At 68.3% G+C, this 15,210-nt stretch carries 16 protein-coding genes; 11 read left to right on the forward strand and 5 right to left on the reverse strand.

Annotation, left to right across the window (positions count from 1 at the left end; genetic code table 11):
- The 10 genes from GXW78_RS27370 to GXW78_RS27415 form a co-directional block, all read left to right on the forward strand.
- The coding region (locus GXW78_RS27370; RefSeq protein ID WP_456307094.1) for a TSCPD domain-containing protein at window positions 1-490 on the forward strand (490 nt) is incomplete at its 5' end.
- Between the two features lie 27 nt (window positions 491-517).
- A complete protein-coding gene (locus tag GXW78_RS27375) occupies window positions 518-982 on the forward strand; it encodes a RidA family protein (protein WP_211872098.1) in 465 nt (154 codons plus the stop codon).
- Between the two features lie 191 nt (window positions 983-1,173).
- Window positions 1,174-1,470 carry a hypothetical protein gene (locus GXW78_RS27380; protein WP_211872099.1) on the forward strand — a complete coding sequence of 99 codons (297 nt, stop codon included), beginning with the start codon at window positions 1,174-1,176 and terminating at the stop codon, window positions 1,468-1,470.
- A 57-nt stretch (window positions 1,471-1,527) separates the two neighbouring features.
- Complete coding sequence (locus tag GXW78_RS27385; RefSeq protein WP_211872100.1) at window positions 1,528-2,691, forward strand: GNAT family N-acetyltransferase; 1,164 nt, start codon at window positions 1,528-1,530, stop codon at window positions 2,689-2,691.
- Window positions 2,688-3,143: a GNAT family N-acetyltransferase gene (locus tag GXW78_RS27390; protein WP_211872101.1), complete on the forward strand. Its 456-nt coding sequence runs from the start codon at window positions 2,688-2,690 to the stop codon at window positions 3,141-3,143. The genes GXW78_RS27385 and GXW78_RS27390 overlap by 4 nt, the downstream gene beginning before the upstream one ends.
- A gap of 37 nt (window positions 3,144-3,180) precedes the next feature.
- Window positions 3,181-4,056: a DMT family transporter gene (locus GXW78_RS27395; protein WP_338147862.1), complete on the forward strand. Its 876-nt coding sequence runs from the start codon at window positions 3,181-3,183 to the stop codon at window positions 4,054-4,056.
- The gene (locus tag GXW78_RS27400; protein ID WP_338147863.1) at window positions 4,053-6,077 is read left to right on the forward strand and encodes a DNA/RNA helicase domain-containing protein; all 2,025 of its coding nucleotides are present in this window, start codon (window positions 4,053-4,055) and stop codon (window positions 6,075-6,077) included. Before GXW78_RS27395 ends, GXW78_RS27400 begins: the two co-directional genes overlap by 4 nt.
- 8 nt (window positions 6,078-6,085) lie before the next feature.
- Complete coding sequence (locus GXW78_RS27405) at window positions 6,086-6,958, forward strand: endonuclease/exonuclease/phosphatase family protein (RefSeq protein ID WP_211872103.1); 873 nt, start codon at window positions 6,086-6,088, stop codon at window positions 6,956-6,958.
- Window positions 6,955-8,220, forward strand: a complete 1,266-nt coding sequence (locus GXW78_RS27410; RefSeq protein WP_211872104.1) for an MFS transporter — start codon at window positions 6,955-6,957, stop codon at window positions 8,218-8,220. The genes GXW78_RS27405 and GXW78_RS27410 overlap by 4 nt, the downstream gene beginning before the upstream one ends.
- The gene (locus tag GXW78_RS27415; protein WP_211872105.1) at window positions 8,189-9,070 is read left to right on the forward strand and encodes a polyphosphate kinase 2 family protein; all 882 of its coding nucleotides are present in this window, start codon (window positions 8,189-8,191) and stop codon (window positions 9,068-9,070) included. Before GXW78_RS27410 ends, GXW78_RS27415 begins: the two co-directional genes overlap by 32 nt.
- Before the next feature lie 104 nt (window positions 9,071-9,174).
- Here the strand turns inward: GXW78_RS27415 and GXW78_RS27420 are convergent, their stop codons facing one another.
- The 5 genes from GXW78_RS27420 to GXW78_RS27440 form a co-directional block, all read right to left on the reverse strand.
- The gene (locus GXW78_RS27420; protein ID WP_338147865.1) at window positions 9,175-9,504 is read right to left on the reverse strand and encodes a carboxymuconolactone decarboxylase family protein; all 330 of its coding nucleotides are present in this window, start codon (window positions 9,502-9,504) and stop codon (window positions 9,175-9,177) included.
- 47 nt (window positions 9,505-9,551) lie between these two features.
- Window positions 9,552-10,175, reverse strand: coding sequence for a bifunctional nicotinamidase/pyrazinamidase (pncA, locus tag GXW78_RS27425; RefSeq protein WP_211872107.1), 624 nt, complete (start codon window positions 10,173-10,175; stop codon window positions 9,552-9,554).
- A gap of 127 nt (window positions 10,176-10,302) precedes the next feature.
- A complete protein-coding gene (clpA, locus tag GXW78_RS27430; RefSeq protein ID WP_211872108.1) occupies window positions 10,303-12,660 on the reverse strand; it encodes an ATP-dependent Clp protease ATP-binding subunit ClpA in 2,358 nt (785 codons plus the stop codon).
- Window positions 12,661-12,768: 108 nt separating this feature from the next.
- The gene (clpS, locus tag GXW78_RS27435) at window positions 12,769-13,110 is read right to left on the reverse strand and encodes an ATP-dependent Clp protease adapter ClpS (RefSeq protein WP_188970123.1); all 342 of its coding nucleotides are present in this window, start codon (window positions 13,108-13,110) and stop codon (window positions 12,769-12,771) included.
- A gap of 290 nt (window positions 13,111-13,400) precedes the next feature.
- Window positions 13,401-13,937 (reverse strand): phasin family protein, encoded by a 537-nt coding sequence (locus tag GXW78_RS27440; protein WP_211872109.1) that lies wholly within the window; start codon window positions 13,935-13,937, stop codon window positions 13,401-13,403.
- 209 nt (window positions 13,938-14,146) lie between these two features.
- Between GXW78_RS27440 and GXW78_RS27445 the strand changes: the two genes are divergently transcribed.
- The coding region (locus GXW78_RS27445) for a D-alanyl-D-alanine carboxypeptidase family protein (RefSeq protein WP_338147864.1) at window positions 14,147-15,210 on the forward strand (1,064 nt) is incomplete at its 3' end.

Below are 15,210 nucleotides of genomic sequence, written 5' to 3' on the forward strand. Positions count from 1 at the left end.
GCAGGCGCCGCGCCGGGCCGCGCCCCGCCCCGTCGGCGCAGCGGCGGCGCGCACCTGGCGCGTGGCCATCGGCGGCGCCCGTATCGCCCTCCGTGTGGCGGAAGATTCCTGCGGGCTCCCGCGCGAGGTCGCCTTCAGCGCGCCGCGCGAAACCGTGGCAGCACGGGCGCTGCTCGAGGCATTGGCGCAGGCGGTTTCGCTGGGTCTTGCCAGTGGCGTGCCGCTTGATGCCTTCGTCGATTCCTATGCCTATGCGCCCGGCACCGGCGGCGAGGTGGAGGGCGATGCGGCCATCCGGCGGGCCACCTCCGTGCTCGACTGGGCATTCCGGCGCCTCGCCATCGAGTATCTCGGCCGCGCCGACCTGCCCGACCCGACGATTGAGGAACTGCCTGCGCCGGCGCTGCTCGTGCAGCCGCCGCTTCTGCCGCTCGACCTGCCGGCGCAGCCGGCGCCGCGCCGGGGCCGCGCGCTGCGCCGCGCCGCCTGACCGCCCGACACGAAGGATACCGAACCCATGGCTGGACGCATCGAGCAGCGGATCGCTACGCTTGGCATCACCCTGCCCACGCCGGCGGTGCCGATTGCGAACTATGTGCCCTTCACCATCTCCGGATCGCTGCTGGTGGTGTCGGGGCAGATCCCGCTTAAGGATGGTGCCGTTGCCTATGCCGGGAAGGTCGGCGCGGAGGTGAGCCTCGACGACGCGAAGCTCGCGGCCCGGCTGTGCTTCATCAACGTGCTGGCGCAGGTGAAGGCCGCGACGGGCGATCTCGACCGGGTGGTACGGGTGTTGCGACTCGGCGGCTTCATCGCTGCGCCGTCCTCGTTCACCCAGCACGCCGCGGTCATGAACGGTGCATCGGACCTGGCAGTGGAGGTGTTCGGCGATGTCGGCCGGCATGCGCGCTCGACGATCGGCGTGCCGTCCCTGCCGGCGGATGCGGCGGTGGAAGTGGAAGGGATGTTCGAGATCGGCTGAGCTATCCCCCCCGCCAATCTGCGGGCCGAATCTCGAAATTGGGCTCTGGCACCGGGCCCAGAGGCGGACTGGGTTGTGAGTGGCGACCGGGCTCTGTTGCCTAGTTGCAACGGTGGCCGCGGAATGCGCGGCCGAGCATTGCGCGCGCTCCTCACGGCGTGGTGATGTCTACCCACGATTGTGGATGAGACATGACCATGTCGGATTTCGGGCTGCGCGACCCGCGGGACAATCCGCTCGTCCCGCATGTCGAGCTCTCCTCGGCCGGGCGCTGGGCGATGGCGATGGGCGTAGTAGCGCTGCTTCTGGGGCTCGCGGCTGCGGCGGGAGGGGCCTATGTCGGGCTCGGCGGCCCTTCGCGCCTGATGAGTTTGCCGCTGGGGCTGCCTGCGGCGGAATCCGGCGTGGTGGGTCTATTCATGATCGGTTGCGGGGCGCTGACGATGCTCCTGGGCGCCATCAGCATCTACAAGGCGCACGACGCCTGATCCGCCGGCCGACCGCAGGTCCTTGCGCCCCGACGCGGCTGAGCGACATTGGGCGGGATGGCCGACGGACCCGCCCCGCTTTCGCTTTCCCTGCACCGGCGCATCGCCGAGATACCCTCGGCGGAATGGGATGCCTGTGCCGGCGACGGCAATCCCTTCGTCAGCCATGCCTTCCTCTCGGCTCTGGAGGATAGCGGCAGCGCAGTGCCGGAGCGCGGCTGGCTGCCGCAGCACGCTGCGCTGCGAGATGAGGCCGGCACCTTGGTGGGGTGCGCGCCCTGCTACGCCAAGTCGCATTCCCAGGGCGAGTATGTGTTCGACCATGCCTGGGCCGACGCGCTGGAGCGGGCAGGCGGGCGGTACTACCCAAAGCTGCAGGTCTGCGTACCGTTCAGCCCCGTGCCGGGTCCCCGCCTGCTGACGCGGTCGGATGCCGGCGTGCCGGCGGGCGCGCTGGCGCAGGCGTTGGTGCAAGCGTGCCAGGCGGTGGGAGCGTCGTCGGTCCACGCTACCTTCTGCACTGCCGAGGAATGGACGGCCCTCGGCGAGGCCGGCTGGCTACAGCGCATAGGCACTCAGTTCCATTGGTCCAATCCGGGCTATGGCTGCTTCGACGACTTCCTGGGCGGCTTGGCCTCCCGCAAGCGCAAGGTGCTGAGGCGGGAGCGGCGCGACGTGCAGACGAGCGGGCTGACTCTACGCTGCCTGCGCGGCGTCGAAATCACCGAGCGCCATTGGGATGCTTTCCATCGCTTCTATCGCAGCACCACCGACCGGAAGTGGGGCCGCAGCGCATACCTGACCAGGCGCTTTTGGCCGATGCTGGGGGAGCGGCTCGGCGATGCGGTCGTGCTGATGATGGCCGAGCAGGACGGCGTGCCGGTGGCCGGCGCGCTGAACCTTGTCGGGCGCGATGCGATCTATGGGCGGAACTGGGGCGCGGCTATCGACGTGCCCTTCCTGCATTTCGAGCTCTGCTACTACATGGCGATGGATTTCGCGATCGAGCATGGCATCGGCCGCGTCGAGGCCGGCGCGCAGGGCGAGCACAAGATCCAGCGCGGCTACCTGCCGGTGCCGACCTACTCGGCCCATTGGATCGCGCATCGTGGATTGTCGGGCGCGGTGGAGGAGTTTCTCGCGCGCGAGCGGCCCGCCATGATGCGCGAGATGGAGATGCTGGCGACCCTGTCGCCGTTTCGGCAGGAGGAGCCGTCGTGATCGTCGTTGATGTCGAGGATCCCGATCAGCCGGAAGTCCGCCGCATGCTGGCGGCCGGCGAGGCGAACAGCGCCGCGCTCTATCCGGCGGAGAGCAACCATCACCTGCCCCTTGATGCGCTGCGCGTCGATGGCGTGTTCTTCCATGTCGCGCGGGATGCCGGTGGGAGAGCCGTCGGCACCGGTGCCATCGTGCTGAAGGGCGGCTGGGCCGAGGTGAAGCGCATGTGGACCGACCCGACCGCCCGAGGCCGCGGCGTCGCCGCGCAGGTTCTGCTGGCGCTTGAGGCCGCGGCGCGGACGCGCGGGGTGGAGGTGCTGCGGTTGGAGACCGGCGTCCGCAGCGATGCCGCGCTGGCGCTGTATCGTCGTGCCGGCTTCGTCGAGATCGACGCCTTCGAGGGCTACGCGCCCGATCCGCTCAGCGTCTTCATGGAGAAGCGGGTCGGGTGATGGCGGGGGCCGCCGGGCCGCGGTAGGGTCCGGCGCCGTGCGCCTCGCTTATCTGCAACTCGCTTTGTCGATGGCGCTGGTGGGCGCCAATGTCGCCGTGGCGAAGCTGCTCGCCGAGGCGCTGCCGATCGCCATGATTGCCTTCCTGCGCTGCCTGCTGGCGACGGCGGTGTTGTGGCCGCTGGCGCGGCGGCTCGATGGGACGGTTCATGTGCCGCCGGCGGTGTTGCGCAACCTGGCGCTGCAGGCCGTGTTCGGCACGGCGATCTACAACGCGGGACTTCTTGCCGGGCTGCGGCTGACGACGGCGCTGGAAGGCGGCCTCGTGCTGGCGACGCTGCCGGCCGTGGTGGCGATCGGCGGGGCGGTGCTGCTGCGCGAGCGGTTGCCGGCTCGCCAATGGACGGCGGTGGGGCTGGCCGCGGGCGGGATGGCGGCCATCACCGTGGCGCAGGCGGCTGGCGGAGTGGGCGGATCGGGCCTCGGCAACCTGCTGGTCTTCCTCGCGGTTCTGGGGGAGGCGGCTTATGTGCTGCTCGCCCGCCGCGTCGCGGGGCGCGTGCCGGTGATCACGGCGAGCCTGTGGATGCAGGGATTCTCGGCGCTGGTGCTCGCAGCGTTCGCGCTGCCGGATATCGGTACCGCAGCGGCGTTGGCCTCACCTTCCATTGCGGGGCTGCTGGTGTTCCACTCGCTGACCGCGAGCGTGCTGTGCCTGTTGCTGTGGTACGCCGGTTTGCGGCGGGTGCCGGCGGGGATGGCCGGGGTGTTCACGGCCTTCCTGCCGGGCACGGCGGCGCTGGTGGCGGTGACGCTGTTGGGTGAGGCGTTCACCGTGACTCATGCGGCGGGGTTCATGCTGATGATGGGAAGCGTGGCGGTGGCGACCTGGCCGGGGCGCGTCGCGCGGTGAGGGCCTGGCTGTCGCTGTCCGTCACGGAATTCTCGGCGATGTCGGCGCGCGATGTTGCCGCACGCCTCGCCCACGCGCAGGCGTCCCGCCACGCGCAGGCGTCCCGCCACGCGACGCTGGAGCTGACGCAGCGTCATGCCTGGGAAGCAGCGGCGATGCTGCTGCACGACGCGCTGCGCGATGCCGATCCGTCCTGGCGCGTGTTGTTCGAATACGACCTGCTGCGGCTGGAGAAGCGCGCCGATGTGGTGATCCTGACGGACCGCGCGATCCTGGTGCTGGAGTTCAAGCACGGCGCCGGCCGCTATGCCGGGCAGGATCTGCGTCAGGCGGAGGATTATGCGCTCGATCTGCACGACTTCCATGCGGGCAGTCGCGCGCATCCGGTCGTGCCGGTGCTGGTGGCGACGGATGCGGCGCCGGCGCGGTTCGCCGCGCCGCTGTTCTGGCACGGCGTGGCGCCGGTCTTGTGCAGCAACGGCGCCCAGCTCGGCGCGGTAATCGGCGCGGTTCAGGCTGGCATCGCTGCCCCCCGTGCGCGGCTGGACGCTGCTCGGTGGGAGGCTGCCGCATATCGGCCCGTGCCGACGGTGCTTGAAGCGGCGACGCTCCTGTATCGGCGCAACTCGGTCGCGGAGATTGCCGCGGCACGGGCCGATGCGCCGAACCTGACGCGAACGGCGGAGGCCATCACCCGTGCCATCGTGCAGGCGGAGGCCGAGCGGGCGCATGTCGTGGTCTTCGTCACGGGCATTCCAGGCGCGGGCAAGACATTGTGCGGGCTGAACGTCGTGTTCGGTGCGTTGCGTTCGCACGGCGCCGCCTTCCTGTCTGGCAACGTGCCGCTCGTCACGGTGCTGCGGGAGGCGCTGGCGCGCGATGCTGCGCCTGACCGGGGGCGCGCCCTGGTGGCGGCGCGCCGGCGGGCACAGACCGCGCTGCAGAACGTCCATCGCTTCCTCGAACATCATGTCATTCACGCGGACCACGTGCCGCAGGAACGCGTGATCGTCTTCGACGAGGCGCAGCGCGCCTGGGATGCAGCGCAGGCCACGCGCGACACCCAGCGTCGCGTCAGCCGGCTGACGATGAGCGAGCCCGCCCACGCGCTGGAGATCATGGGGCGCCACGACGAATGGTCCGTGATCATCGCCCTGATCGGGGGCGGGCAGGAGATCAACACAGGCGAGGCCGGCCTCGCCGAATGGGGGCGCGTCATTGAGGCGGACCCGCGCTGGCGGGCCGTTGCGGCGCCGCGGGTGATCGCCGCGGAGGATCCGGCGCAACGACTGGCGAATGGTCGGCGGCCGTGGCTGACCTTCGATCCTGACCTCGATCTGACGGTTCCCATGCGCAGCGTGCGGGATGCCGCGGGCAGCCCCTGGGTCGACGCCGTGCTACGTGGCGACGCGCCGGAGGCTGCTGCCATCGTGGCCGAGGCGGGTGGGGTGCCGTTCTTTCTGACGCGCGACATCGCCGCGATGCGAGACGGGTTGCGCTGCTTCGGCCGCGGCCTGCGGCGTACCGGCCTGGTCGCTGCGGCCGGCGCGCGACGGTTGCGCGCCGAGGGGCTCGGCGTGCAGGTGCCGGAGGTGGCCAACTGGTTCTTGAATCGCTGGCCCGATATCCGGTCCTCCGAGGCCCTCGAGACCTTCGCGACCGAGTATGACTGCCAGGGGCTGGAACTGGATCTGGTGGGGCTCGCCTGGGGCGGCGACATGGTGCGCGCCGTGGAAGGCTGGCGACCGAGGCGCTTCGCCGGGCATCAGTGGTTGCAGGTGCGCGGTGCCGAGGAGCGCCGCTTCATCATCAATACCTACCGCGTCCTGCTGACCCGCGCGCGCTACGAGACGATCATCTGGGTGCCGCGCGGCAGCGCCGCCGACGATCCGTTCCACGATGCGACGCGTGATGCGGTCGAGATGGACGCGGTCGTGGACTTCCTGCGGGCCTGCGGTGCGCGAGACCTGGCGGCGACGCCGGCCCTGGCCGCGCGCGCAACGGTGCCGACGCTGCTATGAAGCGCGCCATGCGCCGATTGCTGATCGCCTTGCTGGTCCTGCTTGCCGTGCCCGCGACTGCGGGTGAACTCAAGATCGCGGCCTGGAACATCGCCTGGTTGACGATGAAGCCTGCTGGACACCCCGACCTGCCGCGGTCCCTGCGGACCCGCGAGGCGGCAGATCTCGACCGGCTGCGCGGCTATGCCGAGCGGCTTGCCGCCGATGTGGTCGCGCTGCAGGAGGTGGACGGGCCGCTCGCCGCCGCGCGCGTGTTCGACGCCACGCGCTACGAATTCCACTTCCCCGCCGAGACGGACACGCAGCGTGCCGGCTTCGCGTGGCGCCGCGGGCTGGCTGTCACGCGCAACCCGGACCTGATGGCGCTCGACCTCGCGCCAACGGCGCGCTTCTCGTTGCGCCGAGGCGCCGACATCACGGTGCGGGACGGCGAAGGGCCGCCGATCCGACTGCTGTCGGTCCATCTCGACGGCGGCTGCGCCTGGGATCCGATCCGCCAGCCGAATTCGCGCGATTGCCAGAATCTCGGGCGCCAGGCAGCGATCCTGCGGGGCTGGGTGGCCGAGCGCCAGCGCGAGGGTATTGCCTTCGCCATCCTCGGTGACTTCAACCGGCGCATGGAGCGTGATGACGAGTTCATCGCCACGCTCATCGAGGCCGCGCCACTGGTCCGCGCAACGCAGGGCTTCTCCAACCCCTGCTGGTCCCAGCAAGGGCGGTCGCCGCCCTTCATCGACCACATCCTGCTCGGCGGCCCCGCGCGCGACTGGCTCGTGCGCGACAGCTTCCGCGTCCTTCTCTTCACCGAGCGCGACGGTGCGCTACGCGATCGCCTGTCCGACCACTGCCCGATCAGCGTACGGATCGATCCCCGCCGATGACCGCCACGCCCGGCTTCGCCCGCATCACCCTGCCGCTGGCGGCGATCAACTTCCTCAACCAGGGCAACCGGGCGCTGGTCGCGACGATCGGGCCTCTGCTCGCCATAGAGTTCGGCCTGTCCGCGGCCGAGCTCGGCCTGCTCGCCGCCTGCTTCTTCGGTGCCTATGCCGTGGCACAACTGCCCATTGGGGTGGCGCTCGACCTGCACGGGCCGCGCAAGGTCCAGAGCACGCTGGCACTCGTCTCCGCCGCTGGCTTCGTGATCTGTGCGGCGGCGCCGGACGTGGTGGTGCTGGCAGTGGGGCGCATGGTTTGCGGATTCGGCCTGGCCGCCGGGCTGATGGCCATGCTGAAGGCCAATACCCAGTGGTACCCGAGACACCGCGTAGCCGCGGTGACGGGGGCGGGCCTGTTCCTCGCGGGGCTGGGCGGCGTGTCGGCCACGGTGCCGGTGCAATGGGCGCTGCCGCTGCTGGGCTGGCGCGGCATCTTCGTCATGCTGGCCGTGCTGTCGCTGGCCGCCGCGGCGTGGATCCGTGTGGCGGTGCCGGATCGGCCGCCCGGCGCCATGATGCCGCAACGGCGCAGCCTGACGCATGAGATCGCCGAGTTCGGCCGCATCTTCCGTGATCCGAGCTTCCTGCGATTCCTGCCTGCGGTGATGGTGCTGTCGGCGTTGAACTTCACCTTCCAGGGCCTATGGGCCGGTCCGTGGCTGCGCGATGTGGGCGGCCTGGCGGATGCCCCGCGGGCGGCGGCGTTGCTGATCTTCGCGCTCGGCCTCGTGACAGGCAGCCTGGCGACGGGGCAGGCGGCATCCTTCGCGCAGGCGCGCGGCTTCTCCCCGATGTTCGTGCCCTATCTCGGCATCGGCGGCACGCTGGCCGCGCAGGCGGTGCTGGTGCTGGCGACTCCGTCCGGCTTCTGGGGCGTGTCCGCCGTGTGGTTCCTGTTCTCCTTCTGCGGGTCGGTGGGCGTCTCGGGCTATGCCGCAATGGGGCAGGGGTTTCCGCCGGAACTGCAGGGGCGCGTGGCGACCGCGATCAATTTCGCGATGCTGGTGCTGGTCTTCGCGTTGCAGACGGGCATTGGCGCGATCCTCGATCTCTGGCCGCGTCAGGCGGATGGCGGGTGGGATCGCGCCGGCTATGCGGCGGCGCTGTCCTTGACGTTCCTGTTGCAGATGATCTCCGCTCTGTGGATCGTGGTGGCACCGAAGGGGAGGTTCCATGATCAGCAGTCGCGTCGCGACGGTCCTTGACCGGTTCAGCGTCACCTCCGGCAAGGGGTTCCGCCTTAAGGACTTCGCTCCGGACGATATGGCGGGCCTCGAACTCGAAAAGGATCATGCCGGGGAATTGCTGAAGCAGGGCGTCGTGCGGCTCGCCGAGTTGCAGGACATGCTCTACGCGCAGGATCGCTGGTCGGTGCTGTGCATCTTCCAGGCGATGGATGCGGCGGGGAAGGACGGGGCGATCAAGCACGTCTTCTCCGGGGTCAATCCGCAGGGCTGCCAGGTGCATTCCTTCAAGGCGCCGAATGCCATGGAACTCGACCACGATTTCCTGTGGCGCCATTCGACGTCGCTGCCCGAGCGCGGGCGCATCGGCATCCACAACCGGTCCTGGTACGAGGAAGTGCTGGTGGTGAAGGTCCATGCCGAGTACCTGGCCGGCCAGAAGCTACCGCCGCGGCTGGTTGGCAAGGACATCTGGGAAGAACGGCTCGAGGATATTGCCGCCTATGAGCGCTACCTCGCGCGGCAGGGAACGGTGGTGCTGAAGTTCTTCCTCAACGTCAGCAAGGCGGAGCAGAAGAAGCGCTTCCTTTCGCGCATCTCGGAACCCGAGAAGAACTGGAAGTTCTCCGCCGGCGACGTGGCGGAGCGGGGGCATTGGGACGCCTATATGGATGCCTACCAGGCGGCGATCCGGGGGACCGCGGCGAAGCACGCGCCATGGTATGTCGTGCCTGCCGATACGAAGTGGTTCACGCGGCTTGTCGTCGTCGCTGCGATCGTGAAGGCCCTGGAGGAATTAGACCTGCACTATCCCAAAGTGACGAAGGCGCAGAAGGCGGCGCTGGAGGTCGCGCGGAACGCTTTGGACTAAGTCTTCCGCCACGACGAAGACATGCCGGCAACCCGCGAATGCCCGCGGGTCCGAGGTAAGGGTAGGTCAGCCGCCGCTCGATTCCGCTGCTCGCAGGTGGTCCGTCACTCGTTGGCGCGATCGAGAGCATGCAGGGCATAGGTGAAGGCCGCACCGGCATTCACCGCGATGGCCACGCCCATCACCTCCGCGATCTCCTCCTTCGTCGCGCCGGCGGCGAGCGCCTTGCGCGTATGCGCGTCGATGCAGCCGTCGCAGCGCGTCGTGACAGCGACCGCGAGTGAGATGAATTCCCGCATCTTGGCGTCCAGATGCGCCGCTTTCGCCGCGCCGTTGTTCAGCGCGACGAAGCCCTTCACGATCTCCGGGTGGAGTTGCCCGAGTTCCTTGCCGCGACCGCGCAGCGCCTCGGAATAGGCCTTCCAATCCTTGATCGCACTCATCCTGGCGCTTCCCGTCATCGCGGCGCGGGAGTGCGCCGTCAGACGGGCAGGATATCCGCGAGACGCGCGCGCCGCACCCCCGCAGCCGCCATCGCCGCCCAGGCGCGGGCCAGGCTGCCGTCGAGGTCGATGGCGCGACAGGCATCCTCGATGACCGTCGCGCCGAAGCCGAAGCGCCGCGCATCCATCGCGGTCCAGGCGACGCAGAAATCCGTCGCCAGGCCGCATATGTGCACCTCGGAGACGCCGTGTGACGTCAGCCAGCCATCGAGCCCCGTGCGCGTGACACGATCGGCTTCCAGGAAGGTCGAGTAGGAATCGACATGACGATGGATGCCCTTGCGCAGGATGAGCTGCGCGTGCGGCACGTCGAGGTCCGGATGCAGCGCCGCGCCGTCAGTGCCCTGCAGGCAGTGGTCGGGCCACAGCACCTGGTAACCGTAGTGCTTCTCCTTCGTCTGGAAGGGCACGCATCCATCATGCTGGGATGCGAAGGAGGAATGGTCGGCCGAATGCCAGTCCTGCGTCAGCACGACCTGGCGATAGTGCCGCGCAATGCTGTTGATCAGCGGCACGACCTCGTGACCGCCCGGTACGGCAAGCGCGCCGCCCGGGCAGAAATCCCGCTGCACATCGACGATCAGAAGGGTGGGCTGATTCATGTGGCGTGGCGCCTTATGCGGCTATCGCCTGCGCCGGCGGCACAAGACATCAAGTCAAGGTTTCCAAAGGCAGTTCGGCGTCTGGAGGGGGTGGTCTGGAGAGGGCAAAGCCCCCTCCAGTACCTTTTTACTCGACCTGCTCGGGCTCCCGCTCCGCATCCCCTTCGCCTTCCTCTGGCTTGGGCAGGGCAGGGGGCGTGGCTTCGACGATGTCGAAGGTCAGCGCACCGTCCTTGAGGCCGACTTTCACCGCGCCGCCCTTGGCGAGCTTGCCGAACAGCAGCTCCTCCGCCAGCGGCTTCTTCACGTATTCCTGGATGATGCGGGCCAGGGGCCGTGCGCCATACAGGGGTTCGTAGCCCCGCTCCGCCAGCCACTCCTTCGCGGCGGACGACAGCTCGATCGTCACGTTGCGGTCGGCGAGCTGCGCCTCGAGCTGCATGACGAACTTCTCGACCACGCGGCCGACGATCTCGGGCGTCAGGCCCGAGAACGGAACGATGGCGTCGAGGCGATTGCGGAACTCCGGGGTGAAGAGGCGCTTGATCGCCTCCTCATCCTCGCCGATCCGCGTCTCGCGTTCGAACCCGATCGTTGGCTTTGCCATGTCCGCAGCGCCAGCATTGGTCGTCATGATCAGGATGACGTTGCGGAAGTCGACGGTCTTGCCGTTGTGGTCCGTCAGCTTTCCGTGGTCCATCACCTGCAACAGGATATTGTAGAGATCCTGGTGAGCCTTCTCGATCTCATCGAGGAGCAGCACCGCATGCGGGTGCTGGTCGATGGAATCGGTCAGCAACCCGCCCTGATCGAAGCCGACATACCCTGGCGGCGCGCCGATCAGCCGGCTGACGCTGTGCCGCTCCATGTATTCCGACATGTCGAAGCGGATCAGCTCGATGCCGAGCGTCTTCGCGAGTTGCTTCGCGACCTCGGTCTTGCCGACGCCGGTCGGGCCGGAGAACAGGTAGTTGCCGATCGGCTTCTCCGGATCGCGCAAGCCGGCGCGGGCCAGCTTGATCGCGGCGGAGAGTGCATCGATCGCCTTGTCCTGGCCGAAGACCATGGCCTTCAGATCGCGTTCGAGATTGCGCAGCTGCTCCCGATCATCGGTCGAAACCGATTTCGGCGGGATGCGCGCGATCTTCGCGACGATGTCCTCGACATCCTTCAGCGTGACCGTCTTTCGCCGCTTGCCTTCCGGCAACAGCATCCGGGATGCGCCGACCTCGTCGATCACGTCGATCGCCTTGTCCGGCAGCTTCCGGTCATGGATGTACTTCGCGGATAGCTCGACCGCGGCGCGGATCGCCTCGGGCGTGTAGCGCACCTTGTGGTGCTTTTCGTAGTTGGTCTTCAGACCCTGGAGTATCTTCACCGCATCCTCGACCGTCGGCTCGTTGACGTCGATCTTCTGGAAGCGCCGGACCAAGGCCCGGTCCTTCTCGAAGTAGTTGCGGTATTCCTTGTAGGTGGTCGAACCGATGCAGCGCAGCGTGCCCTGGGCGAGCGCCGGCTTCAGCAGATTCGACGCATCCATGGCGCCGCCGGACGTGGCGCCAGCGCCGATCACCGTATGGATCTCGTCGATGAAGAGGATGGAGCCGGCCTGGTTCTCCAGTTCCTGCACCACGGCTTTCAGCCGCTCCTCGAAATCGCCGCGATAGCGCGTGCCGGCCAGCAGCGAGCCCATGTCGAGCGCGAAAATGGTCGACTTGAGCAGCACCTCGGGCACGTCGCCCTCGACGATGCGCTTCGCGAGCCCTTCGGCGATCGCTGTCTTACCGACGCCCGGATCACCCACATAGAGCGGGTTGTTCTTGGTGCGGCGGCAGAGGATCTGGATCGTACGCTCGATCTCGGAGTCGCGGCCGATCAACGGGTCTATCTTGCCCGCCTGCGCCTTCTTGTTGAGGTTGACGCAGTAGTTGGACAGCGCGTCCTGCCCGCGGCCGCCGCGCGGCTTCTCCTCCTTCTCAGGGTTCTCTTCGTTGTTCGACCCGGAAGGCGGATTCGCCTGACCCTGAACCGGGCGCGGCTGCGACCGACCCGGTGCCTTCGCAATGCCGTGGCTGATGAAATTGACTGCATCCAGCCGGGTCATGTCCTGCAGTTGCAGGAAGTACACGGCATGCGACTCGCGCTCGCTGAACAAAGCGACCAGCACGTTGGCGCCGGTCACCTCGTCGCGGCCCGACGACTGCACGTGGATGGCAGCGCGCTGCACGACGCGTTGGAAGCCGGCCGTCGGCTTCGGGTCGCCGGCGCGTTCCGTCACCAGGCCCGCCAGATCCTTGTCGAGGAATTCCGTCAGGTCGCGCTTCAGCCGGTCGAGGTCGACGCCGCAGGCGCGCAGCACGGTGGCCGCGTCCTGGTCGTCGCCGAGGGCCAGAAGCAGGTGTTCGAGAGTGGCGTATTCGTGTCGCCGTTCACTGGCCAGCGCCAGTGCCCGGTGGAGCGTCTGCTCGAGGTTGCGGGACAGCATGTCAGTGACGCTCCCCTGTCGATGGTGCGCCGGCCTCACTGTGAACGGGCGGCACCGGATATCCAGTCGTGATGTGGGCTTCCCCCAGGGGTTCTGCGACCCCTTCCCCTATTCCTTCTCGATCGTGCACTGCAAAGGGTGCTGGTTCTGCCGCGCGAGATCCATCACCTGGGTCACCTTCGTCTCGGCGACCTCGTAAGTGAAGACGCCGCAGACGCCCACGCCGCGGCGGTGGACGTGCAGCATGATGCGCGTCGCTTCCTCCCGGTTCTTCTGAAAGAAGCGCTCGAGGACGTGCACGACGAACTCCATCGGCGTGTAATCGTCGTTCAGCATCAGCACCTTGTACATGGCAGGCTTCTTCGTGCGCGGCCGCGCCTTGACGACGACGCCGGTCTGCGACCCGTCGTTGCCTTGCCCATTGCCCGTACGCTTGTCCGGATCGCTCATGGCTGCAGAAGTGGTTTCCCTAGGCGGCTGCGACAACGGTCTCCGCCGCATGGCAGGATATCGGACGGCACGGCGCGAGGTGAAGGGCCGACCGCATCGTCGGCGCACATTGTCCATCCCGGAACGGTTACAGTCTGCGAACGGGTTCGCAGCATCTCCAACGCGGAAGGGCCCGGCCCCGGCCCCCTCCGCCTGAGCGGTGGGGGTCCGTGCGCCGGGCCCTTCGTGCAGCCGCCCCGCTCCGGGAAGAGGGGGGAGTTGGAGGCGGGGCGGCCTTAGTCCCGTCGGGATCAGGCGGCGAGCGGCTTCGCCAGCTTCTCCATGGCGACCGTCATGCGGGCGCTGATCGGCGCCGCGGCCTGCTCGGCCAGCTTGAAGACGGCTTCCTGGAGCTTCGCGGACTCGGCGACGGCCTTCTCGATGGCGGCCTTCGTGTAGCGCGTCTGGATCTCGGCGGCCTCATTCAGGCTCTTCACCCCGGCGAGGGCCTTCGCACCTTCCAGGGTGTGGTCCGTCATGCCCTGCGCGAGCGCCATCGCCTGGCGGGCGAGGTCCTGCGTGCCGGCGGCCCAGGTCTGGGCGGCCTTCGTGAAGGCCTCGACATTGCCGCGGCCGAACTCGGTCGCCTGCTCGGCAGCCTTCATGAAGCCCTCGGCGCCCTTGGTGATCTGTTCCATGCTCTTCTCCATTGTGGCGCGAGCCTTATCGGCGCCTTCGGTCATGATCTGCTGGGCCTGGGCGGTGCCCTCGGCGCCGATGCGCTTCACGTCAGCCTTCACGTCGGCCATGTCGTCAGTCCTCTCGATCTCGGTCGCGGGAACCGTCATGGCCCCGTTCTGCCGGTTTGACCCGGCTCTCCGGGTCGTCTTGCTGCGCTGCAACATGGTGCCCGTTTAGGCGGTGTGCCATTCGATACGCAAGGATTTTTTGCGGTGCACAATAATGAACTGGAATGGTAACGCATCGGCTCGGTAACAGAGCTCGGCAAGAAGGTTTTGTAACCCTTTGCCCCGCAACGAACTCCATGAGATTTGAAGTGGACGGTGCGTCGGACGGAGGCTATCTTCAAGACGTTGTCACCGGCTGTGGCCCGCGCGCGCCGGACGGAGGGGGATTCCGCATGACGTTATCGAGCGCCCAGCCGCGCCCGGCCTGCGCCTTATGGCGTGTTCTGGCCGCGGCCGTGGCGGGCTTCGCCATGTGGTTGTCCACGGCCCCTGCCTCGGCGCAGATCGGCAGCGACCGTTACGCCGCGATCGTCGTCGATGCCCGCAATGGTAATGTCCTGCTCGCCGCGAATGCCGATGAGCAGCGCTACCCCGCCTCCCTTACCAAGATGATGACGCTGTACATGCTGTTCGAGGCCCTGCGGGAAGGCCGCGTTCAGTTGGAGACGCCGATCCGGATGAGCGAGGAGGCGGCCTCGCGCCCGCCCTCCAAGCTCGGTCTGCCGGCGGGCAGGACGCTGACGGTCGAGCAGGCGATCTTCGCGCTGGTCACCAAAAGCGCGAACGACGTCGCCGCGGCGGTCGGGGAGCATCTGGCCGGCACCGAGGAGCGCTTCGGCCAGGTCATGACGTTGCGCGCGCGCGCGCTTGGCATGACGCGCACGACGTTTCGCAACGCCTCGGGCCTGCCCGACCCCGACAACGTCACCACGGCGCGGGACATGGCGGTGCTGGGGCTGCGGTTGGTTCGCGATTTCCCGGACCGCTACCGTTACTTCAGCACCGTGCATTTCGCCTGGGGGCGGCAGACGATCCGCAACCACAACCGCATGCTCGGTGACTATGACGGGGCGGACGGCATCAAGACCGGCTTCATCCGGGATTCCGGCTTCAACATCGTGACCTCCGCGATGCGAGACGGGGTGCGGCTGGTCGGCGTGACCATGGGTGGCTCTTCGTGGGTCGAGCGCGACCGGCACATGGGTTCGCTACTCGACCAGGGCTTTGCGCGGGTCGGGGTGGCGCCGCGGCCGCCCTCCAGCCTCATGGTTGCGGGCGCTGGCGTGGTCGGCGCCGCCCGCGCAGCCAGCCGCGCGCCCACGCCGCGCGCTACCGCCGCACGCAGGGCAACCGCAGCCCGGGTCGGCAGCGG

The organism is Neoroseomonas terrae (genome assembly GCF_018129025.1).
GTDB lineage: Bacteria > Pseudomonadota > Alphaproteobacteria > Acetobacterales > Acetobacteraceae > Neoroseomonas > Neoroseomonas terrae.

Bases quoted from the DNA above. Each gene is read 5' to 3' on its own strand.
- GXW78_RS27375 (WP_211872098.1), top strand. From the start codon at position 518: ATGGCTGGACGCATCGAGCAGCGGATCGCTACGCTTGGCATCACCCTG.
- GXW78_RS27380 (WP_211872099.1), top strand. From the start codon at position 1,174: ATGACCATGTCGGATTTCGGGCTGCGCGACCCGCGGGACAATCCGCTC.
- GXW78_RS27385 (WP_211872100.1), top strand. From the start codon at position 1,528: ATGGCCGACGGACCCGCCCCGCTTTCGCTTTCCCTGCACCGGCGCATC.
- GXW78_RS27405 (WP_211872103.1), top strand. From the start codon at position 6,086: ATGCGCCGATTGCTGATCGCCTTGCTGGTCCTGCTTGCCGTGCCCGCG.
- GXW78_RS27410 (WP_211872104.1), top strand. From the start codon at position 6,955: ATGACCGCCACGCCCGGCTTCGCCCGCATCACCCTGCCGCTGGCGGCG.
- GXW78_RS27415 (WP_211872105.1), top strand. From the start codon at position 8,189: ATGATCAGCAGTCGCGTCGCGACGGTCCTTGACCGGTTCAGCGTCACC.
- pncA (WP_211872107.1), bottom strand. From the start codon at position 10,175: ATGAATCAGCCCACCCTTCTGATCGTCGATGTGCAGCGGGATTTCTGC.
- clpA (WP_211872108.1), bottom strand. From the start codon at position 12,660: ATGCTGTCCCGCAACCTCGAGCAGACGCTCCACCGGGCACTGGCGCTG.
- clpS (WP_188970123.1), bottom strand. From the start codon at position 13,110: ATGAGCGATCCGGACAAGCGTACGGGCAATGGGCAAGGCAACGACGGG.
- GXW78_RS27440 (WP_211872109.1), bottom strand. From the start codon at position 13,937: ATGACGGTTCCCGCGACCGAGATCGAGAGGACTGACGACATGGCCGAC.